Here is a 22,092-nt window from a genome sequence, read left to right on the forward strand (position 1 = left end):
TGTGGGGCAGAGTGACGTCGTCTCGCAATGGGCGCAACGCCGACGTCTTGCGGAAAAGGCCAATCAGAGCGGGCTTGCCAGAACGCCATCGGCTCATGACCACCGCGCGCGATGATCTTGCAAAGTCTGAAGCAATCTTGGTCGCGGCGATCGAAGTGAACGTCCCGGAGCTTGTAGTCGCCCGCACGGCCATCGGTGACTTCCAGCCCATGATCCGCTCGAAAACAGCGCGAAGGCTCGACAAGTGGCTGGAAGCCGCTAGACAAAGCCTGATCGGATCGTTTGCCGGCGGCGTCGAAAAGGACCTCAACGCTCTGAGAAACGCGATCATTTCACCGTGGCCAAATGGACAAACGGAAGGTCAGATCACACGCCTGAAGCTCATCAAACGCCAGATGTACGGAAGAGCAAAGCTTGATCCGCTGCAAGCGCGATTGATCGGCGCCTCGTAGGAACCGCATGTCAGCAAATGTGCGTCAGAGCCCGCTTTTGGGGAGTATTGATCCGGTGATGACAGCGGCGCCCTGGCCTCGAAGCGCTTCTGGCGGCGCGTCGTCATCTCCCCCTCGAGCAGAAGGGTGTTCCTCAACCGGCGCGGCATCACGTTCAAAAAAAGACGGCGCACGCCTCAGAGCAGCAGCGCCCCGATGTGCTGCACCGTCGCATCGTCTGGTTCGATAGCCAGCTCGATCTCGATCCTGAGAGACTGATATTCATCGACGAGACCGCTGCCTCCACGAAGATGGCGCGGCTGCTAGGGCGAGCGCCTTGCGGCAAGCGATGCGGGCGGCCGTTCCCCACGGCCATTGGAAGACGACCACGTTCACCGCTGGCCTGCGCCTGGACGGCATAGCCACGCCGATGCTGCTCGATGGCCCTATGAACGGTCCGACCTTCCTTGCCTATGCCGAGCAGGTTCTCGCACCCGAGCTTCGCCCCGGCGATATCGTGGTCATGGACAATTTGACGACCCACAGGATTAGCGGCGTGCGCGAGGCGATCGAGAAGGTCGGAGTCCGGCTTTTGTTCCCGCCGCCATACTCGCCGGATTTGAACCCAATCGAAATGGCCTTCTCGAAGCTCAAGGCTCTCCTGAGAATGGCCGCCGCAAGGACCATCGACGAACTCTGGGCCGTCGTGGCCGATTGCCTCTCAGCCTTCAGCGCCGACGAATGCCGACATTACTTCAAGGCCGCCGGATATAACCAGGAATAAGTAGAATCTGCTCTAGTAATATTCCATAAGCTTATCGAAATTTATCACAAAGCGGACATCTCAAGAAGTCGAGAATATCTTCTTCTCAGAAAGAAGATACAACGTCACATTGTTGAATGCGCGATCAAAGCAATCCCCAAGCCTGCTATAATGACAAGCAAGAGGGTCAGAGCAACGACGTCGAAAGACATTTTGCGGAAACCGGCCTTTTCGAGGCGCGATATTTCGGCCGCCAACAAATTAGTATCATCAAATTTATAATTAACGATTCTGTCGTCAAAAATAAGGGCTATACTGTCATCGCCAAACCCAATCGCATAGCTGTTCGGTTTCGCATAGTGATTAACTAGGGTATTCTGGTAGGTGATGACAGGTCGCAGCTCAAAGGGCAGCCAATCTTTTTCGCGCTGTGTGAATAGATTGGAAGAAATCGCGCTACCCAAACGCGCGATGTGACCCAGCTTTCCTGGTATTGCTTGACCTAGTGTTACAGGCATGGATTCTTGCAACCATATCGTTAGATTGTCATATGATTTTCATGTATGTAGTCTCGGCTGTCAATCCTCCCACGCAAAATCGGCGATCGCCCAGCTTTCGCGAAAAATTGTCCATATAGAGGCCTCGAAATACGGCTGAATTGGTGATCGGCGGCGCAGCCTGATGGCTGTTAAAGGTGGCTCGGTTTGTTTGAACAGTTTCGGGCGTTTTGCTAGGTGGATTTCCGCTCCGATTATGCCGCCACCATCATCTGTGCCAGCGCGTTGAAGGAAGCCTGATCCGGCGTCTGCCGGTCAAGGGATGAATGTGGACGTCGAATCCAGAAGTTCTTTTTCGATAGCCATGTGATGATTCGCGCCTTTTCATCATCATGGCCCCCGGCACAGAATTCCTGACACTCCCTCGCAACAGCCCATGTGTCACGGTTTTTCACGGGGTTGAACGCCTCCAATAAGCAGTCGGCAAACCCCCTCCGGCGGCCGTAGTAGCACAACCTGTTTCTACCGCGCACAGGCGAAACAATGCCGTGATAGGATATCTCGCTCCTCGGTGACGCGAGCCAGTTTCTTCTTCAGCCGCCTGTTCTCCTCGGCCTCGTCGTTGCCCTTGGCGTTCGACGCAGCAAACTTCTTCTTCCATTCGTAGAGCGAATGCTGGCTGACGCCGAGACGCTGCGAAACCTCCGCAACCGGATAGCCTCGCTCCGTGATCTGGCGCACAGCGTCACGCTTAAATTCTTCGGTGAAATTCGATTCGCTCATGATGCTACTCCTGCCTCAAAACTAGGAAAGAAGGCGTCTACAAATCTCGGGGCTATTCAAGCTTCGCCGAAGCACTTTTTGTAGATTGCGTGATAGCGGCCGTCGGCGCGTATCTCTTGCAGCGTGTTGTTGACCCCGGCGACCAGCTCGCTGTTCTTGGGGAACGCGATCCCGACATCGAAGCGATCACCGACCGACTGTTTCAGAACCCGCGCGCTGTCCGCCCCATCGGTCTGCGCGAAATAAGCCAGCGTCCGATAGTCGTAGATGACCGAGTCGACATGGCCGGCCTGGAACTCTAGCAGACTGTTGGCGACGTTCGGCATCAGCGTGACCTTGGTGGTTGGAATGTTGTCCCGCACCCACAGGGCAGCGGCGCTGCCGCTCTCAGTGGCGACGCTCTTGCCATCGAGGTCGTCGGGTCCCTGAATGGATTCGTCATCATTATGGGCCAGAACGTCGCCGCGACAGGTCGGGCAGGTGTCACGGATGGATAAGACAAGGGCTCCCGCAACTCATCAACCCGACGGGCCAGGGTCGCGCGTGCAGGTATCACGTCACAGTCAGCTGGGAAAAAATGCCTGAATTTTGTGCAATCCCTCGACGCCCCCCAACTCAGGGCGCGGCGCATTCACCGCTTGCGGCGCGCCCTGAGCCCGCCCTCAGACAAGCCCGAGACGTTTGCGAATGACCGACAGGATGGCGCTGTTACTGGTCACGACCGGAACTCCAAAGGCGTCCTCCAGCAGCGGCATGGCCTCCAACGCGCGGAAATTCGTGCAGGAGACAAGCAGCGAATCGAAGTCGTGTCCGGCAAGGCTGTCCTTGGCAAAGCGCAGGATATCATCGGGCGTGGGGTCCGACAGGGTGACGTTGTCGCTGATGCCCATCCCGGCGGCAACGGCGATCTGGCGCGTCTCGGTCGCGGCCGCGTTGGCTACCGAGGTCGTCAACTCTTCAACATAGGGCGTCAGGACGGCCAGCTTGCGCCCGCCGGTTAGGTCCAGCTCCTCGCCGACGGCGCTGAGAACGCCGATCCCCGGCGCATTCGCCATCTCGCCCAGTTCACGACAGATCCGCAGGTCGTATTCCGTTCCGAACAGCGACCCGGCCGAGGTGCAGCCGAAGACCAGAAGATCGGGATTCAGCGTGCCCAGATCTTTGGCGGCCTTGGGCGCGTACTGCTCGACCATCTCGATTTCCGCGCTGCGGGTCGTCTCTACCATATACATGCGGGCGGTGTGGACAGTGCACTGCCCTTGCAGTCCACGATTGAAGTCGGCTTCCATAACCGTATTCGACGACGGCACCATCAGGGCGACGCGGGGCAGGCGGGAAGAAGGGCGATTCATAGGGGTCTCCAAGCGGCAGTTGCCTCTGCGCGGACAGGATCAGCCGTCATCGAGGCCAGATCACATCTCCACCTTAAATGTCAGACAGTCATAATGTATGTTCTTCCTCTTGTCAAGTTCGGCAGACTTGCCTAGAGTCGGGATGCGGCGGCCCGTTCCGGGTGGAGCGACGGCCCCGATCAATGCAGCGAACTGGCGCAGGGCGCCGAGGGATAATGCCATGGATCTTAAAAAGCTCAGGAATGGAGATACCAAATGGAGGATCGTGGTCCTCGGGGGGCCGAATCTTGGTCCGCAAATGCAGCAGATCGGAAATCTCGAGGATCTGCTTCAGGGCTGGGCTGCTGATCTCGGCATCGAGGTCGAGCATTTCCGCTCGAACCACGAAGGCAAACTGCTGGAATTCGTCCATGAGGCGCGCGAGCGTGCGGATGCGTTTCTGGTCAATCCGGGCGGTCTGGTTCGCGTCGGCGAATCGCTGCGTCACACGCTGAAGGATTCGAAAAAGCCCTGCGCCGAGATCCACATGGACAATGCCGAGCTGAACAAGAAGTCGATCTTCTCGGACAGCGTGCTGTCGATCTTCTCGGGCTTCGGCCCCTCGACCTATCTCGGCGCGCTGACGGCGCTGACGCTGGCGCTGGATGAGCCGAGTTTCCTGCATCCGCAGGGCGACAGCCCCTATAACCGTGCGCATGGCGCGCCCCGTTCGCTTTATCAGTGAGGACCCCGGCATGAGCGAGAAAACCCTGCGCATCGGCCTGCTGAACGGTCTGAACATGACTAGCCTCGGCAAGCGCGACAAGAACATCTACGGCATCATCGGCTCCCTGCAGGAGCTGGAGGATCTGGTGTCCGAGGCCGGCAAGGGCCTTGGCGTCGAGGTGGTGCCCTTCCATTCGAACCATGAGGGCGACCTGGTCGATTTCATCGAGGAACACGATGAGATCGACGCCTGGATGATCAATCCGGGCGGCCTTTGGGCCTTTGGCGAGCCGACGAAATTGGCGCTGCATCAAAGCGGCAAGCCCTTCGTCGAGGTGCATTTCGCCAATATCTTCGCCACCGGCCACGATTCGGTGTTCACCTCGGTCGCGACCGGCACCGTCATGGGCTTCCGGCACTTCGGCTATCTCGGCGCGCTGGTCGCGCTGGTCGAAGAGCTCAAGGCCGGCCGCGACAAGGCCGCCTGACGACAGGCAGGTCGCCCGGAAACGGGCGGCCCCTCTCCGCCCGCATTTCTGACTTCTCCGGGGTCACGCCAGCTATGACGACAGAAACCACCCTTCCCTATGCCAAGCCGCGCAGCCTGTCGGACGCCGTCGCGCTGATCGGCGGCGATGACGTCTGCCTGCTGGCCGGGGGCACCGATCTGGTCATCATGCGGGCCGAGGGCATGATCGCCGCCGAACGCATCGTCGACCTGAAGGGCATCGCGGGCCTCGACAGTGTCGAAATGGCCGAGGACAGCATCGCCATCGGCGCCTGCACCCGGCTGGACCCGCTGGCGCAGCGCGCGCCCTTCCCGGCCAATGCGATCCGCGATGGCGCGGCACTGGTCGGCAGCTGGCAGACCCGGGCGCGCGCCACCATCGGCGGCAATATCTGCCGTGCCTCGCCGGCGGCCGATACGCTCTGTGGATTGCTGGCGCTGGACTGTCAGCTGGAGCTGGCCTCGGCCTCGGGCACGCGGCGTGTTCCGGCGGCGGAGTTCTTTACCGGCCCCGGCCGCACCGTCATGCGCCGTGATGAGCTGCTGGCGCGGATCATCATGCCCCGGCGACCCGGCGGCTCAGCCTATCAGCGATTCACCTATCGCAATGCCATGGATCTGTCGGTCGCTGGCGTCGCCGTGCATCTGGCGATGCGGGACGGGCGCTGCACCGAGGCGCGCGTCGCCATCGGCGCCTGCGGACCCAAGCCGATCCTTGTCCCGGATGCGGCGGCCGCGCTGGTCGGATCCCCGGTGGACGCGACCGCCGTCCAGGCCGCCGCGCAGGCGGTCATCGCCGCCGCAACCCCGATCGACGACGTGCGCGGTACGCGCAAGCACCGTCTGCATGTCCTTCGTCCCCTCACCTACCGCGTCACCGAACTGGCGCGGGCACGGGCAATGGAGCAGCAGCCATGACCACCATCGCAATGCAGATCAACGGCAAGGACCGTCAGGCCGAGGCAGATACCGAGACCCGGCTGATCGACGTGCTGCGCTATGAGTTCGGGCTGACCGGCACCAAACTGGGCTGCGCCACCGGCGATTGCGGCGCCTGCACGGTAGTCATGGACGGGCGGGCGGTGAACTCGTGCCTCGTCTATGCCTGCGAATGCGACGGCGCCCGGATCGAGACCATCGAGGGCGTGACGGAGACCCCGGTCGGCAAGGTGATCGTCGAGGAGATGATCGAGGCTGACGGCGCGCAATGTGGCTTTTGCACCCCCGGCATCGTCGTCACTGCCTGCGCGCTGCTTCGCGAACAGGGCGACGCTGCGCTGAGCGATGACCAGATCGCCACCGCTCTGGCCGGGAACCTGTGCCGCTGCACCGGCTATCTGCCGATCAGGCAGGCCATGCGCCGCGCCGCCGACCAGCTTGCCACGGAGGCCCGCTGATGAACGTGCTGGGAACGAAACTGACGCGCCGCGATTCACGGGTGCGCGTCACCGGGGCGATCAAATACACCGAGGATATCATCCTGCGCGGCATGCTCTATGCGGTGCTGGTGCGCTCAACCGTGGCGGCGGGGCGGATCATCCGCATCGGCGTGGATGCCGCCCGGCAGGCGCCGGGGGTCGAGGCGGTGCTAACCGCCGCCGATGTCCCGGCCGGCGGCTATGGTAACTATCTGCACGACCAGCCGATCTTTGCCCGCGAGGCGGTCTGCTATGTAGGCGAGCCGGTGGCGATGATCGCGGCGACCAGCCTTGCCGCCGCCCGACGTGCCGCAAAGCTGGTCGCGGTCGAGATCGACCCGACGCCTTTTGTCGTCGATCTTGCCGCCGCCGCAGAACCCGACGCGCCGGCGGTCCATGCCGGTAAGCCGAACGTGCTGGACACCGCCCGCATCCTGCGGGGCGATCCGGATGCCGTCTTCCGCGACGCCTTCAAGGTCATCACCACGAAAATCGAGACCCACCGCGTCCATCAGGGCTATCTTGAGCCGCGCGGCGTCGTCGCCATGCCCGAAGGCGAAGGGCTGTCGCTGATCATGAGCACGCAGCAGCCCTTTGGCGTGCGCATGGTTCTGGCCGAGCTGTTCGGCATTCCGATCAGCCGGATCGAGATCAAGGTGCCGGCGGTCGGCGGCGGTTTCGGCGGCAAGCTGCATGTCGGCTTTGCCCCGCATGTCGCGGCGATGGCGCTGGCCACGGGCCGCCCGATTCAGCTGATCTGCGAACGCGGCGAGGATATGCGCACCGGCAGCCCGCGCGAAAACTCGGTGGTGGAAATGGCCACCGCCATCGACGCCGAGGGCCGCTTTCTGGCCCGCCGCTGCGACATCCTGCTGGATTCGGGCGCCTATGCGCTGGACATCCAGTCGCTGAACTCGATGGCGGCATTTTACGCGACCGGCCCCTATTACATCGAAAATCTCGATCTGAGATCGCGGGCGGTCTATACCCATACCTGCCCGACGGGTTCCTTCCGGGGGCCCACGGGGCCGCAGCTGGTCTATGCCAATGAGACCCATATCAACGACATCGCCGAGGCGCTTGGCCTTGACCCGAACGAGCTGCGGCGGCGCAACTTCATCACCAAGGGCCAGCGCGGCCCCGGGGGTGAGGAAATCACCGCCGAGGTGACGGTCGCCGAATGCATGGAACGGGTCGCCGCGCGGCTGGCCGAATTCCGGGCCGAGACGCCCACCGACACCCGCCCGCGTGGCTATGGTCTGGCCTGCACCTGGTGGTCGACGCTGGGCACGCCCTCCTCGGCCATGGTCGAGCTGCATGACGATGGCAGCGCCACCCTGTCCTCGGGGGGCACGGAAATCGGCACCAGCGTCATCTCGACCACGCTGCCGGCGATGGTGGCCGAGGTACTGGGCATCGACCCGGAGCGGGTGACGCTGAACAATGGCAGCACGCGGGATGCGCCCTTTGAATCCGGCTCGCGCGGCAGCCGGACGTTGTTCTCGACCGGCAATGCCACGCTGAACGCGGTCAATCAGATCGTCGATCAGATCAAGGAAGAGGCATCCGAACTCTTGGGCGTCGCTCGGGAGAATCTGGTGCTGCGCGATGGCCGGGTCCAGGCGCTGGCGCCCTCGAACGCCTCGCTGCCGCTGCCCGAGGTGATCGCCTCGGCCAAGATGCGGACGGGGCCGGTGGTCGCCTCGGGGCGGTATCGGGCGAAACAGGTCGAGGTGTCGGGGTCCACGCTGGACGGCGCCCGCATGGCCCGTCTGGGCGAGCCGACCTTTCATTGCCACGGCGTCGAGATCGCGCTGGATCTGGACACTGGCCGGGTCGAGGTGCTGCGCTTTGTCGCCGCGCATGACATCGGCCGGGTGCTGAACCCGGTCGCGGCGCGCGGTCAGGTCGAGGGCGGCGTGGTGCAGGGCATCGGCTATGCGCTGTACGAAAACCTTGAAATCGACAAGACTGGCGCGATCCGCAACGGCAATTTCCACGACTATCGGATGCCGACGATCAAGGACATTCCGGCCTCGATCGAGACGATCTTTATCGAGAACGCCTCGGAAACCGGCCCCTTCGGCGCTAAGGGCATCGGTGAGCCGCCGGTCATCATCCCCGCCGCCGCCATCGGCTCGGCCATCCGCGACATGCTGGGGCGGCAGCCGATGAAGCTGCCCTTCGCCGCCGCCGCCATGGCGACATTCCTGGACGAGCCGGAGGCGGATTGACCGCCCGGCCCGCGCCGAACCTTTCTTTCCTGAAAACCTGCCCCGGAGGGCCGATCATGCTGCAACTTTCCGACCCGTCTCTGCTGCGTTCCGAATGTCTAGTGAACGGCGGCTGGTCCGGCAGCCGCGCCGGCGGGATGATCGCGGTGACGAACCCGGCTGACGGCAGCGTGGTCGGAAATGTGCCCAGCTTTGGCGGCGACGAAATCGCACCCATCATTGCCTGTGCCGCCGCCGCGCAGCGCAAATGGGCCGCCGAACCCGCCAAGACCCGCGCGGCGGTGCTGCGGCGCTGGTTCGATCTGATGGTCGAAAACGCCGATGACATCGCGCGGATCATGACCTCGGAACAGGGCAAGCCGCTGGCCGAGGCCAAGGGCGAGGTGCTTTACGCGGCGTCCTTCATCGAATGGTTCTCGGAAGAGGCCAAGCGCGTCTATGGCGAGACGATCCCGGCGCCGCGCGCCGATCAGCGGCTGACGGTGCTGAAACAGCCCATCGGGGTGACGGCGGCGATCACGCCCTGGAACTTTCCGGCGGCGATGATCACCCGCAAGGCGGCCCCGGCGCTGGCGGCGGGCTGCGCGATGATCGTGCGCCCCGCCGATCTGACGCCGCTGACCGCGCTGGCGCTTGGCGTGCTGGCCGAACGCGCCGGGGTGCCGGCCGGGGTTTTGCAGATTGTGACCGGCCCGGCGACGAAGATCGGCGCGGTGCTGACCGCCAGCGATACGGTGCGCAAGCTGTCCTTCACCGGCTCGACCGAGGTCGGGCGGCTGCTGATGGCGCAATGCGCGCCGACCATCAAAAAGGTCAGCCTGGAACTGGGCGGCAACGCGCCCTTCATCGTCTTTGACGACGCCGATCTGGATGCGGCGGTCGAGGGGGCGATGCTCTCGAAATTCCGCAATGCCGGCCAGACCTGCGTCTGCGCCAACCGGATTCTGGTGCAGCGCGGTGTGGTCGAGGCCTTTTCGGACAAGCTGGCGGCATTGGTCGCGGCGCTGAAGATCGGCAACGGTCTGGAGCAGGGCACCGAGATCGGCCCGCTGATCGAGGAAAAGGCGCTGGCCAAGGTCGAGGAACACATCGCCGATGCCGTCGCTAAGGGCGCCCGTCTGGTGCAGGGCGGCGAACGGCGCGGCGGCCTCTTCATCACCCCGGCCGTGGTCACCGGTGTGACGCCCGACATGCGGGTCGCGCAAGAGGAGACCTTTGGCCCGCTGGCGCCGATCTTCGCCTTCGACACCGAGGAGGAGGCGCTGTACATGGCCAATGACACCATCTTCGGCCTTGCCGCCTATTTCTACACCCGAGACCACAGCCGCATGGTCCGGGTCAGCGAGGGGCTGGAATATGGCATGGTCGGGCACAACACCGGGCTGATCTCGAACGAGGTGGCGCCGTTCGGCGGCGTCAAGCAGTCCGGTCTGGGCCGCGAGGGCTCGCATCACGGCATGGAAGATTACCTTGAGCTGAAATACGTCTGTTCGGCGATCTGACCGGACAGGACAGCAGGAAAGGCCGTGCCGATGACCGAACCCACGAAAAAACCCGATGGCACCCCCGCCGGCGACCGCTTCGACGCCGGGTTGCAGACCCGGCGTGAGGTTCTGGGCGATGCCTATGTCGATGCCTCGGTGCTGAAGGCCACGGACTATAACTGGCCGATGCAGCAGTTTGTCACCGAATATTGCTGGAACGAGGTCTGGAACCGCCCCGGCCTTAGCCGCCGCGACCGTTCGATCCTGAATCTGGGCATGATCTCGGCGCTTGGCCGCAGTCACGAGCTGAAGCTGCATATCCGTGGCGCGATCAACAACGGCCTGACCAAGGACGAGATCCGCGAGATCATGCTGCAGATCGCGGTCTATTGCGGGGTTCCGGCGGGGGTCGACAGCTTTCGCACCACGCAAGAGCTGTTTGCCGAGATGGGGATCTAGAGGCCAACTGAAAATTATGTTGAGTAATTTCAGATGGTTATGATTCTCTGCGGTTTGCGAAGACTATGGAAGATCGGATGGCCTGGACTGAAACCACTCGAGAGCAATATGATCGAAGGCACCTGCGCTATGTAAGCGACTGCACGAACGAGGAATAGGCGTTGATCGAACCCTTCATGCCCTCGCCGAGCAAGGTCGGACGGCCGCGCAAATGGCCGATGCGCGAGGTATGGGAGGCGATCCAATATATCGCGACGGCAGGCTGCCAGTGGGTAATGCTGCCGAAGGATTTTCCGCCCTTCACGACGGTCCAGCACTATTTCTACCGGCTACGCGACAGCGGCATGCTCGACATCATCAACGAAACGCTGGTCATGTCGGCGCGGCTTGTGGCGGGTCGAGCGGCGGAGCCGACCGCCGGAGTGATCGACAGCCAGAGCGTCAAGACGACCGAGGCGGGCGGCCGCGCGGCTTCGATGCGGGCAAGAAGATCAAGGGCCGAAGCGCCATATCCTCACCGACATTGAGGGCAACATGGAGGGGTGTGGCTTTGAAGGTGTCTCCGTGATTCCATCCCTTTTGGCGTTTCGTCTGAGCGGGCTATCTGTTTGCTCCCGGCATTTGCCGGAGCGGATTAAGGGTGAGCGGCTCGGGTTGAGAGGACCACGGCTTGCAGATGAATTTGTAAAGGGTGAGGCCTTTGAGGGTTTTGAGCCTGCGAGCGAAGTTGTAGGCTGCGACGAAGTCGGCGAGCTGTTGCCGGAGCTGGTCGTAGCTCTCGTAGTAGAAGAGCTGAAGAAGTCTACAATGCCAAGCGGCTGCACTCGGCCCTTGGCTATAGATCACCAGCAGAATTTGAAACCCAACTCGCCCAGCAGGTGGCTTAGTTTGACGCGCCCCGTGGTCCAACCCGAGGGACTCACTCCAAAGAAAGCCGCGCTCCTGTCGCGGCGGTTGGAGTATGAAGGCCGTGAGGCGTTTCGTCTGATCTAGCACTACTTTGGCAGATTTGGTTTGTCGGTTTCTGGGAGTAACCTTTCACAGTGCGGACATCGCAGGGGTGGAGGTCGTGCGAAGAGATCGAGAATGGCTTGCCTGATGGCGGGCATGCTCGGTTGTGGCGGTGGACCTGAGACTCTTTTTTTTCCGTCCTGCTGCTTTGAGGCGGCGGGATTGGAGGAAGGCATAGGCGATCATCGTCATCAAGGCATGTCGGTGTAACCCCGTCCAGGATCGGCCTTCGAAATGGTCGAGCCCAAGCTCTTCCTTGAGTTGCTGGTGCGCCTGTTCACAGATCCATCTGGCCTTGATGGCAGCGGCGAGCATCCTGATGGTGGCATCGGCCGGCAGATTCGACACATAGTATTTCTGCTCTCCGGTGGAGCGCCGCTCGCCGACGAGCCATACTTCATCGCCCGGCATGGCCTGGACGCGGCCGTCGTGCATCCGGTGCCTGTGGCCATCGGCAAGTCGGACACGGCGGGCGGCGAAGCGACAGGACAGCCGGCCTTTCGTGCCCTGTCGCCAACTGACCTTTCGCCATTTCTCATCGGCCAGCATCGCCTCGGCGGAAACCGCAGACCGGTCGGGAATGTGATACTTGCGGCGCCTTCCGGTTTCGGCGACGGGGAAGGTTAATGCGACGTCGGCCGAGTAGACGTTCTGGCGTCGCGACAGACCAACTGCCCATTTGAGGCCGCGCTCGCTCAAAGCCTGACGGAAAGGTCCGCTCGATCCATAGCCTGAATCGGCAAGGACACAGCCGAAACGCACGCCGGAGGTGATGACACGGTCGATCTCCTCGATGGCGATCTCCGGCTTTGTCAGAGCGATCTGCCGATGCTTCGGCACGCCGGCCCGCGCCATGCGCTCGGGATCGTCCGTCCAGGTCTCTGGCAGGAACAACCGCAGCCCCACCATCACCGGCACCTCGCGCGATGCCAGCGTCACCGAAACCAGAGACTGGCAGTTGGCAGTCTTCCCGAGCGCGGAGGCGTATTGTGGCGCAACGCCAACTGAGTGACGTCCTTTCTTCGGCAATGCGGTGTCGTCGATGATCAGCCAGGCACTGTCGCCGCCGACCAGTTTGTCGGCTTCGACGAGAAGCGCTGCTTCGAGCGGGGCTGCATCCCAAACGCCACTGCCGATGAAATGATGCAACTGGTCATAGCTCACGGTGTCGGTACGTGCCGCCATCGGCTGGATGCTCTTGCGATCCCCAGGGCCGACCAGCCCCGCGACATAGGCCGGGCACATCCGTGCTCGCGTCTTGTGTCGCAGCGCCGCCGAAAACGGCGTAAGCCAGTGCTCCAGGTCAGCTTGCCAGTTCTTGTCCATGGCCGGCCCCTCCAAAAGCCGACCTCCTATGAATCATCGAAAACCCGCCTTGTGAATCGCAAAAATCCTCATGTGCTAAAAATATGCCAAAGTAGTGCTAGGCTCAGGACTTCTGTGGTTGCCGCCCGTGATGCAAGAGGGTTTCTGACCTTCTGAACTGGTGATCGAATGCGGTCTTCTGTCAGGCCTTGATTGCGGCGCTTTCGAAGGCCGCTGGCCGGTATGGTGATCCGCGGGTCAGGTCCAAATCTCATTGCCGAGCTCAAGTGGCTCGGAGTCCTGAACTGGTTTTCCTGATCCAGATCTGTTCGATCATTTTGCCCATTCGGGTCGCCGCCTTCTCACACCCCTTTCATCCAGCCTGCCTGGGTTTGCCTCACATTAGGCAGCCATGACCGGCATCGGATTCTTGTAGTCCTCGTTCTTTGTCAGCATGGCCCAGATCTGACGCGCCATCTTGTTGGCCAGCGCAATGGCGACCAGCATGCGCGGCTTTCGGGCCATCAAGCGAGCCAGCCATGAGCTTTCCGGGATCGACTTGCGTCCCATCCAGTTCAATCGCGACATGGCGCCAATGATCAGCATCTGCCGGATGTCGGCTTGGCCGGCCTTGGAGACCCGCCCGAGCCGCTCCTTACCGCCTGATGAAAACTGTCGCGGCACCAATCCAAGCCAGGCCGCAAAGGCACGGCCATTGTGGAAGCACGCCATGTCAGGCGCAAAGGTCTCCACGGCCATCGCCACCAGGGGGCCGATACCTGGCATGGTCTGCAATCGCTTCGATACCGGTGTGGCGGCTGCGAGTTCCTTGATCTTTGCTGTCTTCGTATCAATCCAGCCATTGAGCACAGCGATCTGCTCGAGCATCGCTACGCACTCCTCGCGCATCAAAGTCGGCAGATCGCTGTTGGGCGCCTCCAGGATCGCGCGGATGGGGCCGACTTGCTGGATGCCCTGAGGGATAACGTGCCCGAACTCATACAAAGCCGCCCGCAAGGCGTTCACCGTCTCTGTCCGCTGACGCACAAGGCGCTGGCGTGATCGATACAGGATCGCAGCGCTTTGCTGAGACTCGCTTTTGGGCTCAACAAAGCGCATCTCGGGCCGCTGGGCCGCCACCACAATCGCCTCAGCATCGGCTGCGTCGTTCTTCTGGCGCTTCACTAATCACGAGGTCGTCGTAATGCGGAGGAGCGCGGCCTGATCGGCGGATTTTCGCCGTTCTTGTCGATGTTCCTCCGCATTATTTCAGAGTGTGTCGAGCCAGGCGAGCACGCTGGCATCGCGCTTCCAGGATGGCTGGCTGCCGGGTGTGGCTGGAACGGCGACCTTTTCCAGGGCTTTCCGCTTCGTTTCCAGATTGGCCCTGGCATAGTGGTTGGTCGTGTCGAGGCTGACATGACCGAGCCAGCTTCGGATGACCGTAATGTCGACGCCGGCCGAGATGAGGTGCACGGCGGTGGCGTGCCGGAAGGCGTGTGGCGTTACGTGCTTGGCACGCAGCGTTGGCATGGTTTCGGCCGCCGCCTTCACGTAGGCGGCGAGCTTGAACCGGACCCCGGAGGCGCTGAGCGGCTCGCCATAGCGGTTGACGAACAGCCGCTGGTCGGGCGCCCGTGGTTGCCGTTCAAGCAGTTTCCGCAGCAACATCACGGTTTCTGGCCAGAGCGGACAGATACGTTCCTTCCGTCCCTTACCGGTCAAACGCACGCAACTCGGGCTTTCGAACCGGATTGCTTCTGGGCAAAGGTCGAGCGCTTCCTGTATTCGTGCGCCGCTGTTGTAGAGGAACGAGAGCAGCGCATGATCCCGCATGCCCTCAATGGTCGAACGATCTGGCTGAGCGAGGATCGCCGTCACTTCCGCCGGATCCAGATAGCTCGGTTCCGACACCGGAGCGCGCTTGATCGGTATGTTGAGGATTTCCACGCATTGCGCGATCGATCCAGGATCCCTTGTGGCCACGAAGTGGAAGAAGCTGCGGATCGCCGCAAGCCGGCAGTTGCGCGTGCCGATCGTACCGCCACGGTCATGTTCGGCGTGACTGAGGAACGCGGCGACCTCGCTGGCGGCCAGATCGGCCAGCGTGATCATAGCCACCTTCTTCCCAGTACGCTGGGCGACGAACCGGAGCAACAACCGCCAGGTATCGCGGTATGATCGGACTGTATGGATGGATGCGTTGCGCTGCTCGACCAGCCATTCGTAGAAGAACGCGCGCAGCAGGGCCGGGAACCGGTCAACCTTGCTCATGGCCGCATCTCCTGCCCCATGCTGAGGCACGGTGCGCCAACTGCCCGGAACCGCTCATTCGCGTAATGCAGCAGCTCCTGCGTGACGGTGATGTAGACCAATGTAGAGTTGATATCCCTATGGCCGAGATAGGTCGCGAGGAACGGCAGGCGATCCTGCGGGTTGATGCCCGTCCGGTACCATTCCAGGATTCTGTTCACGACCATCGAGTGGCGCAGGTCATGAACGCGAGGGCCCGCTTTTCCTCGCAATGGCTTCAACCCAGCGCGACGTATGACGTCAGAGAGCAACCACGTGATCATTTCCGGCGTGTAGTGACCGTCGCCTCGCTCGTGCCAGAACAAGCCGGAGCGCGCGTCCTGTGATCCACCGGCACGACGCCGTGCATCGACGTAGGCGCGAAGCTCGACTACAACGCTGTCGGGAAGCGGCAGTATCCGAGTCTTGAAGAACTTGGTCTGCCGGACGGTTACCGTACCGTCCCGCAGGTCAACGTCACCAAGATCGAGCCGGGCAAGCTCGCCGCGCCGCAAGCCTGCGCAATAGGCCAGCAGCAGCATTGTGTACATGCTCAGCGGCCGAAGCGGCACCCGTGGAGACGGATAGGTGCGGGCAACCTCGAGCATCCGCCGCACGTCGGCAGGCGAGTAGATATGAGCCTTTCGCCATTGCCTGGCCGCCTCCTTCCTCGGTCTCGGGTCCGGTCGCCGCACAGGTATCGACGGGTCGCGGTGACGAAGGATTTTCGCAAAGACGCGTTTGAGCTTTTCGCATTCCTCCACTTGGTGACGCGTGACATTCGTTGCCGCCCATCGATCAACCATGGCGCTCAGCGGTTCGGCCTCCGGTCCCGGATGCAGCTGCAGGAACCGGTCGAACCGCAAGAGCAACAGGGGCTGCGAAGTGTATTTGTATCCTCTGCGCCGCATCATCGCGACATGCTCAGCCATCATTTCGCCCAGCACGCTGCCGAACGGCCTGGGCTGGCGCAGTTCGGCGAGAGCCTGTTCCGGATCCCGCGACGCCAATGCCCGCCAGATGGGCATGCACTGCTTGATATTGCACGCATCTCGCAGAGCGGTGACGGGATTGCGTTCGATCGCGCCGATTTCCACCAGGCGTTCGAGGAACCGGTCAATGATGCGGGTGCGGTGTAGCCGCGTCGTCGCTGCCCAGCATTCGGCCGATTTACGCAGCCACGCAATCAGCACTTCCTGACCGAGTGCATCGTAACGTTCGGCCACATCCTGGAAGCCATGCAGGACCTGCCGATAACAGGCTCGGCTTTTCATGCTGTGCAGATCAAGGATCGCGACATGGCGGTCAATGATCGCGCGGTCGGGATCGGGCCAGCGGGCGGTCATGCCAGCACCTCCATTCCCGGCACGTCAAGCGCAATGGCCCTGAGGTCCTCGGTGGCGAGCTTGAGGTAGGGAGCCGTCGATCCCGTCGAACGGTGCCCCAGCACGTCGCCGATGACCTTTTGAGGCACCGCGACCCGCAACATCTCAACAGCGCGCGCATGGCGGAAGATATGGGGTCCACACTTACCAGGCGGTTGGACACCAGCGTCACGGAGCCACCGGCGAACCACGCTGTAAAGCTTGTCGAGCTTGCGATAGGGCGCGCGCGTGCGGAGGAAGATTTCCCTGGCGTCCGTCACGGGCCGCCCGGAACGCAGATAAGCAAGCAACGCTTCACCGACCGGCTCCATCAGGGGCAGCGATGTGCTGGCCCGCGTCTTGTGGTGGCGAACATGGATGGCTTCCGTCCGCCAGTCGATGTCCTCGATCCGCAGATTGCGGATCTCTCCAGACCGTAGCCCATATGTTGCAAGGAGTTGCAGGATTGCATGGTCCCGCAGCCCCGCTGGCGTCTTGTCCGCCCTCGCGGTTTCCAGCACCGCGGCGATCTGGTCTCGCTCCAGGATTGAGGGCACTCCTTCATATGCATAAAGCGTCGGAGCTATCACATGCCCTGACAGGTCCGTTGTGACGCGACCCGTGATGTGGAGATATCGCAGCAGCGAGCGAAGCCGCTCTGCGACAGACTTCAGCGAGCAGCGCGTCAGTTTCGGCGCGCGCAGATCCATGTAACGGTCTACGTCAACGACGCTCAGCCCCGCCAAGCCGCCGCTTCCGTAATCGATCTGCCAGGCAAGAAAGTTCCGGGCTTCCCACATCAGCGCTGCGACGCTGGAGCGAGCCAACCCGCGTTCCTCACGCAGCCAGATTTCGTATTCGTCACAAACTGCAAATCGGGCCACATCGGCCGCGCAGATAGGCTCGATTGCTGGCGGCCATTGACCGTGAGCAAGTCGCAACAGCGCATGAATTCCGGAGCGCGGAACCTCGTGCCAGCGTGCGCCGGGACGTCGACCACGCTCCTTTTCGAACTTTACGATCGCGTGCCGCAGGTATTGCTCTACCTGCACGTCGATCACGTCTGCGACCAGGATGCCCCGCTGTCCCAGATAATCGAGAAATCCAGATGCGTAGGTGCAGTAATTCCTCACCACGACCGGGCTGTATCGCTGACTGATAAGGGAGGAATTGAGTGCGGCAATTAGTTCGTGACGGATATAGGGCATTGGCGAGTCCTCTGTTGGTCGATTGACCCGCAGAGGTTCGGCACCGAATAATGCAAAGCAAGCCGATCGGAAAACAGCGAAAATCCGCCGATCAGGCCGCGCTCCTCCGCATTACGACGACCTCGTGATTAGTCAAGTTATGGCGAGGTGAGCATAACTTGACAAACGGGCGGACGTAGCGCGGCGCGATCAGCCTGACCTCGTGGCCAAATCCGCTCAACACACGGGACCAGTAATGGGCGCTACCGCACGCCTCCATTACGATCGCGGCGGCCGGATGTCGGGCCATAAGCGTGCGAAATGCCTGCCGCGAAAGCTTGCGTTGAAACTGAACCTCGCCGTTCATCGACGCCCCGTGAACCTGAAAAACAGACTTTGCCAGATCCACGCCAATCATCGTATCGATACTCATGGTCGCCGTCCTCTCCGTTCGTAGCTTGAACCAACGCTACGCTGGCACAGCTTGATGCCGTCAGGGAGGGCGGCAACCACCCCATCTCATTGATCAAAGCCAGAAGATGACGGCGGCTGCGATGCAAATTGCCGAGAAAAAGGTGTGCGCACAGCGGTCGTAGCGCGTCGCAATGCGCCGCCAGTCCTTGAGCTTGGCGAACAGGTTTTCGACCTTGTGGCGCTGACGGTAGAGGACCTTGTCGTAGGCGAAGGGTGTCTTGCGGCTCTTCGATGACGGGATGCACGGCTCGATGCCTCTGGCTTCGAGTTCCTGGCGGAACCAGCTGCTGTCATATCCGCGATCGGCAATCAGGTGATCGGCGGGAGGCAGGGCGTCGAGCACGAGACGTGCGCCCTTATGATCGCTCATCTGACCTTCTGACAGAAGCAGGATGATCGGCCGGCCGTCTCCGTCACATACGGTGTGGAGCTTTGAGTTCAGCCCGCCCTTGGTTCGCCCGATACGACGGGGAACATCCCCTTTTTAAGCAGGCTCGCCGCTGTGCGGTGGGCCTTCAGATGCGTCGCGTCGATCATGATGCGCTCCGGCTTCGGCCCCGCGCCGGCGAGCCCGGCGAAGATGCGGTCGAACACGCCCAGCCGGCTCCAGCGGATGAAGCGGTTGTAGAGTGTCTTGTGCGGACCGTAGCCCGGCGGCGCGTCCTTCCACTGGAGACCGTTGCGGATCACGTAGACGATTCCGCTCACCACCCGCCGATCGTCGACCCGCGCAACGCCATGCGAAAGCGGGAAATGCGGCGATATCCGCGCCATCTGGCGCTCGCTCAGCAAAAACAAATCACCCATCACCGCCTCCTTCTCGGAAGCCGTGAATCACATCTCAAATCAAATTAATAGGTCCTGAGCCTAGGGGAGAGGTGCGGATGGATTCTAGAAATGCCCACGTCGAACGTGTCCGGCGCTCCGTGAGCAGCGGTGAGGCCTTGCTCTCTGTATATGCCGCATCCTGGTCACGCTGCTCACTTTTGCATGGGCTTGACCCGGCGGAGAGCAGGCCGCCAATTCTGATCGATAAGGAGCGGCTCGATTATGCGCGGAACCGTTCGGCCGAGCTATCGTCGGTCACTTGCTTCTTTCGGAGCAGCTCTGCCAATGCGCCCGGATCCGATTTCGCCTTGCCCTCGAAGATCAACCTGCCAGTTTCATCGACTACGCAGACAGCAGTTTCCCGCTGCGACACATCCAGGCCAACATTGTGTTTCATCGAAATCTCCTTCGAAAGCTGGGAGGGGGCATTGAATGTCTTTCAAGGAACGAAGGCGAGCAATTACGTCATCGTTACGACGCCGATTGATAGCCTGTCGCACCCTCAAGGAGCTGGACTTTCCACTGTTTGATCTGGTTGGCATGCACGTCGAACTGCTGGGACAATTCCACCAGCGTCTGCTCGCCCCGGACGGCGGCCAGAGCCACCTTTGCCTTGAAAGCCGGGCTGTGGTTACGGCGCCGTCGTCTCGTCATGGTAATCTGTTCCCGGCATCTAAGCCGAAGTCAGGCAGAAATTCCACTTATCCTAGCTGTGCAGATTTTCCGAGCCACCTCACTCACTCGCTCAAGGTTGTCCGGTAGCCGAAATCGAAGCGCTTATGTTATGGAACTTCAGCTCAGATGCCACCGGCTGACCGCTTGCCGAAATACACTTCAGACGCTCGAAACATCCCGCTGCATCTTTTACATTGAATGACAATATCTATCGATGCCTTCAATAAGTTCAGAATCTCCATGCGTTCAATATCGCTGCCTGCCTCCGACTCTTTTATAAGAAGTGCCAATTGCTCAAATGCTAGACTCACGGAATCAGCGTGGACGGTTGTGATTGAACCTGGGTGGCCCGAATTGACGTTTCGAACATAATGGAAGGCAGTTCCATCACGAAGTTCCTGCATAAGTATGCGATCAGGGCGCATCCGGAGACTGGATTCAAGCAACTCCTTTGGCCCTGCATGGGATAGGCCTTTACGATCCTTCGAATAGAACAATCGCACATGGTTCGGTTGAGGGATGACAAGCTCTGGCGTATCCTCGATCGAAATGATCCGCTCGTCCTCTGGAATGTGTTTGATCAAGGCTTTGGAGAGAGTTGTTTTCGCCGATCCCGTCGCCCCCGAAATTATGATGTTCTTCCGGGAGACCACCGCCCGTCGCAAGAACTCCTTGATCTGACCCGTGCGGTAGAGACTGCGCAGCTCACCATCGTCGTTTGGAGCACCTACCTCGCCGGTTTGGATGCCTGCGAAAAACTGTCTTTTCTCCAGATCGTCGAGGGAGAAGTCGACGGACGACGGCTTTCGGATCGTGATGCTCACCGTGCCTTTCAGCGTTGCAGGAGGGATGACAATCTGGATCCGCTCGTTGCCAGGAAGAGTAGACGATAGGATGGGTCGGCGTTCGTCGATGGATTGATGCGAAAAGCTGGCGACAGCCCGGGCAAGGCGCATGAGTTTGTCGAAGGAAAGCTCCGGAAGATCATGGGTCCGCCACCCACCGGGTCCTTCCGTCAGCACCTGCCCGGGCTGATTTACGATCACCTCGTAGAGCGAGGAATCCTGCAGGAACGCCGAAAACGGCTTCAGCAGCTCACGAACGACTGCAGCGTCCTGCGCTTCCATCATCGCCCTGCCCTACTTCGTTACCAGCTTCGAGCCGGGCGCGAAATCCCCCAGCACCGCTCGATCGAGAATGCGATTCCTCGGCTCCGTTACACGCAAGCGATAGATCCCGGAGAAATCCAGATCGCGAGCGACGAAAATGGAGACGAGTTCGCCTTGGTGCTTGTTCAGCGTTGGCGGGATGTTGATGGATTGCTCGACGGCGATCGCGGCAGCCTGCTGCCCCGCGCTGGTCGTGTTTTGCGCATCGACGTCACTATCCTGCAGCCGGCTGTTCGCGTAGCTGGTCGCATCGCCGACAATGGAGAGCAGCAAGGCACTGCCGAACCGTTCCCACCAGTGCGTATCCACATAGCCCTCGACGCCGGCGCGGCCGAGCGCATCGGTCGCGGGAGACGCAAGCGTGACGATCACCCCCTTCGGCGTCTTGGCGCGGTTCCATAGGACGAACAGCCGCTTCTGCCCCCGTTGCAGCCCGCCCCGATATTCACCCACGACCTGGGTGCCCTTTTCCATGAGAACGACCCTGCCGTTGTCCGAAAGCACGTCTCGATTGATCACACAACTGGTGAACCCGGGCTGGTCGGACGCCAGGGCAGTTTCAAGCACGCAGGGGATCGATGTCCCCATCGCGACAATGAAGTCGCGATTGCCAAGTGTGCCGGCACGAGAACCTTCGAGCTTCGTCGGTCGCAACAGGCCATCAAACCGCTGCTGATCGCTGTTCTGCTGGTTCTGGCTCATCATGTTGTCGTCGAGGGGCAGGAAATTGCTGTTCGCGCTCGTCTCCGAGCTATCCGCCTCGCGGCGCTGCGTGGCATTCTTCTGGCTGCCGCTGAAGGCCATGACCGGCGCCCGACGGGCGGAGTCGAGCAATTCATCCTTCTCCTCGGCGACAGGTTCCACAACCGGCGTCGGGAGCTTCACTTCCGGGACCGTCTGCTCCGGCTCGACCTTCTCCTTGGCTGCCTCGAATGGTGTTGTTTGACGGATGACAATGCGTTCCGGCTGTGCGTTGTCGTCTTTGGCCTTCTTACCGGTTGTCGACCAGAGAGCGAACCCGACGAATGCCACGACCGCGAGTGCCACCGCACCTCGCTTCAGGACGGGGCTGTTGTCGATGCGCCGACCTGTCACCGTTTCGGCCCGCTCACCGGGAATGCGGGTTTCATCTTCCTGGGTCATAGCCTCCCCT

Annotated in this window: 18 protein-coding genes and 8 pseudogenes; 10 read left to right on the forward strand and 16 right to left on the reverse strand. The window is 61.4% G+C overall.

Translation table 11 applies throughout. From position 1 onward, the window contains the following. Positions 1-95 precede the first annotated feature (95 nt). Both ShzoTeo12_RS27465 and ShzoTeo12_RS27470 read left to right on the forward strand, forming a co-directional pair. Positions 96-452: a transposase gene (locus tag ShzoTeo12_RS27465; protein WP_318914525.1), complete on the forward strand. Its 357-nt coding sequence runs from the start codon at positions 96-98 to the stop codon at positions 450-452. 143 nt (positions 453-595) lie between these two features. Beyond that, positions 596-1,215 (forward strand): annotated as a pseudogene (locus ShzoTeo12_RS27470) (IS630 family transposase); the annotation flags it as partial. A gap of 104 nt (positions 1,216-1,319) precedes the next feature. On the opposite strand, the gene ShzoTeo12_RS27475 reads toward ShzoTeo12_RS27470, so the two are convergent. From ShzoTeo12_RS27475 to ShzoTeo12_RS27490, 4 genes and pseudogenes are all read right to left on the reverse strand, one after another. Further along, positions 1,320-1,712, reverse strand: coding sequence for a hypothetical protein (locus ShzoTeo12_RS27475; RefSeq protein WP_318914526.1), 393 nt, complete (start codon positions 1,710-1,712; stop codon positions 1,320-1,322). A gap of 525 nt (positions 1,713-2,237) precedes the next feature. After that, positions 2,238-2,474, reverse strand: a pseudogene (locus ShzoTeo12_RS27480) (transposase); the annotation flags it as partial. 56 nt (positions 2,475-2,530) lie between these two features. Next, positions 2,531-2,800, reverse strand: coding sequence for a hypothetical protein (locus ShzoTeo12_RS28360; protein WP_413251209.1), 270 nt, complete (start codon positions 2,798-2,800; stop codon positions 2,531-2,533). A gap of 336 nt (positions 2,801-3,136) precedes the next feature. After that, the gene (locus tag ShzoTeo12_RS27490) at positions 3,137-3,826 is read right to left on the reverse strand and encodes a hypothetical protein (protein WP_318914527.1); all 690 of its coding nucleotides are present in this window, start codon (positions 3,824-3,826) and stop codon (positions 3,137-3,139) included. A gap of 298 nt (positions 3,827-4,124) precedes the next feature. Here ShzoTeo12_RS27490 and ShzoTeo12_RS27495 point away from each other — a divergent pair, with 298 nt between their 5' ends. The 8 genes and pseudogenes from ShzoTeo12_RS27495 to ShzoTeo12_RS27530 form a co-directional block, all read left to right on the forward strand. Then, complete coding sequence (locus tag ShzoTeo12_RS27495) at positions 4,125-4,550, forward strand: type II 3-dehydroquinate dehydratase (protein WP_318914528.1); 426 nt, start codon at positions 4,125-4,127, stop codon at positions 4,548-4,550. Between the two features lie 10 nt (positions 4,551-4,560). After that, entirely contained in the window at positions 4,561-5,019 is a 459-nt protein-coding gene (locus tag ShzoTeo12_RS27500) for a type II 3-dehydroquinate dehydratase (RefSeq protein ID WP_318914529.1), read from the forward strand. Positions 5,020-5,093: 74 nt separating this feature from the next. Further along, a complete protein-coding gene (locus tag ShzoTeo12_RS27505; protein WP_318914530.1) occupies positions 5,094-5,957 on the forward strand; it encodes an FAD binding domain-containing protein in 864 nt (287 codons plus the stop codon). Further along, positions 5,954-6,436, forward strand: a complete 483-nt coding sequence (locus ShzoTeo12_RS27510; protein WP_318914531.1) for a (2Fe-2S)-binding protein — start codon at positions 5,954-5,956, stop codon at positions 6,434-6,436. Before ShzoTeo12_RS27505 ends, ShzoTeo12_RS27510 begins: the two co-directional genes overlap by 4 nt. A 41-nt stretch (positions 6,437-6,477) precedes the next feature. Continuing rightward, positions 6,478-8,691: a xanthine dehydrogenase family protein molybdopterin-binding subunit gene (locus ShzoTeo12_RS27515; RefSeq protein WP_318914532.1), complete on the forward strand. Its 2,214-nt coding sequence runs from the start codon at positions 6,478-6,480 to the stop codon at positions 8,689-8,691. A 56-nt stretch (positions 8,692-8,747) separates the two neighbouring features. Continuing rightward, a complete protein-coding gene (locus ShzoTeo12_RS27520) occupies positions 8,748-10,193 on the forward strand; it encodes an NAD-dependent succinate-semialdehyde dehydrogenase (protein ID WP_318914533.1) in 1,446 nt (481 codons plus the stop codon). Between the two features lie 30 nt (positions 10,194-10,223). After that, positions 10,224-10,634 carry a carboxymuconolactone decarboxylase family protein gene (locus ShzoTeo12_RS27525; protein WP_318914580.1) on the forward strand — a complete coding sequence of 137 codons (411 nt, stop codon included), beginning with the start codon at positions 10,224-10,226 and terminating at the stop codon, positions 10,632-10,634. A gap of 77 nt (positions 10,635-10,711) precedes the next feature. Continuing rightward, positions 10,712-11,177: pseudogene (locus tag ShzoTeo12_RS27530) on the forward strand (transposase); the annotation flags it as partial. 57 nt (positions 11,178-11,234) lie between these two features. Here the strand turns inward: ShzoTeo12_RS27530 and ShzoTeo12_RS27535 are convergent. From ShzoTeo12_RS27535 to virB10, 12 genes and pseudogenes are all read right to left on the reverse strand, one after another. Beyond that, positions 11,235-11,423, reverse strand: a pseudogene (locus ShzoTeo12_RS27535) (IS481 family transposase); the annotation flags it as partial. A gap of 249 nt (positions 11,424-11,672) precedes the next feature. Continuing rightward, positions 11,673-13,008 (reverse strand): annotated as a pseudogene (locus ShzoTeo12_RS27540) (IS701 family transposase). 344 nt (positions 13,009-13,352) lie between these two features. Then, positions 13,353-14,135 (reverse strand): annotated as a pseudogene (locus tag ShzoTeo12_RS27545) (IS110 family transposase); the annotation flags it as partial. An 84-nt stretch (positions 14,136-14,219) separates the two neighbouring features. Beyond that, positions 14,220-15,224 (reverse strand): site-specific integrase, encoded by a 1,005-nt coding sequence (locus tag ShzoTeo12_RS27550; RefSeq protein ID WP_269704331.1) that lies wholly within the window; start codon positions 15,222-15,224, stop codon positions 14,220-14,222. Beyond that, entirely contained in the window at positions 15,221-16,588 is a 1,368-nt protein-coding gene (locus tag ShzoTeo12_RS27555) for a tyrosine-type recombinase/integrase (protein ID WP_269704329.1), read from the reverse strand. Before ShzoTeo12_RS27555 ends, ShzoTeo12_RS27550 begins: the two co-directional genes overlap by 4 nt. Beyond that, positions 16,585-17,814, reverse strand: coding sequence for a site-specific integrase (locus tag ShzoTeo12_RS27560; protein WP_269704327.1), 1,230 nt, complete (start codon positions 17,812-17,814; stop codon positions 16,585-16,587). Before ShzoTeo12_RS27560 ends, ShzoTeo12_RS27555 begins: the two co-directional genes overlap by 4 nt. A gap of 157 nt (positions 17,815-17,971) precedes the next feature. Next, a pseudogene (locus tag ShzoTeo12_RS27565) lies at positions 17,972-18,226 on the reverse strand (IS110 family transposase); the annotation flags it as partial. A 93-nt stretch (positions 18,227-18,319) separates the two neighbouring features. Further along, positions 18,320-19,074 (reverse strand): IS5 family transposase gene (locus tag ShzoTeo12_RS27570; RefSeq protein WP_318914535.1). Its coding sequence is split into 2 segments (ribosomal slippage): positions 18,320-18,741 and positions 18,741-19,074, totalling 756 coding nucleotides; the frame shifts between segments, so codons are not numbered across the junction. 241 nt (positions 19,075-19,315) lie between these two features. Continuing rightward, entirely contained in the window at positions 19,316-19,492 is a 177-nt protein-coding gene (locus tag ShzoTeo12_RS27575) for a hypothetical protein (protein WP_318914536.1), read from the reverse strand. Between the two features lie 98 nt (positions 19,493-19,590). Continuing rightward, positions 19,591-19,749, reverse strand: a pseudogene (locus tag ShzoTeo12_RS27580) (transposase); the annotation flags it as partial. 143 nt (positions 19,750-19,892) lie between these two features. Further along, on the reverse strand, positions 19,893-20,900 hold the full coding sequence (gene virB11 / locus ShzoTeo12_RS27585) for a P-type DNA transfer ATPase VirB11 (protein WP_318914537.1): 1,008 nt from the start codon (positions 20,898-20,900) through the stop codon (positions 19,893-19,895). A 9-nt stretch (positions 20,901-20,909) separates the two neighbouring features. Beyond that, positions 20,910-22,082: a type IV secretion system protein VirB10 gene (gene virB10, locus ShzoTeo12_RS27590; RefSeq protein WP_318914538.1), complete on the reverse strand. Its 1,173-nt coding sequence runs from the start codon at positions 22,080-22,082 to the stop codon at positions 20,910-20,912. Positions 22,083-22,092: the final 10 nt, after the last annotated feature.

This window comes from Shinella zoogloeoides (assembly GCF_033705735.1).
GTDB lineage: Bacteria > Pseudomonadota > Alphaproteobacteria > Rhizobiales > Rhizobiaceae > Shinella > Shinella zoogloeoides_A.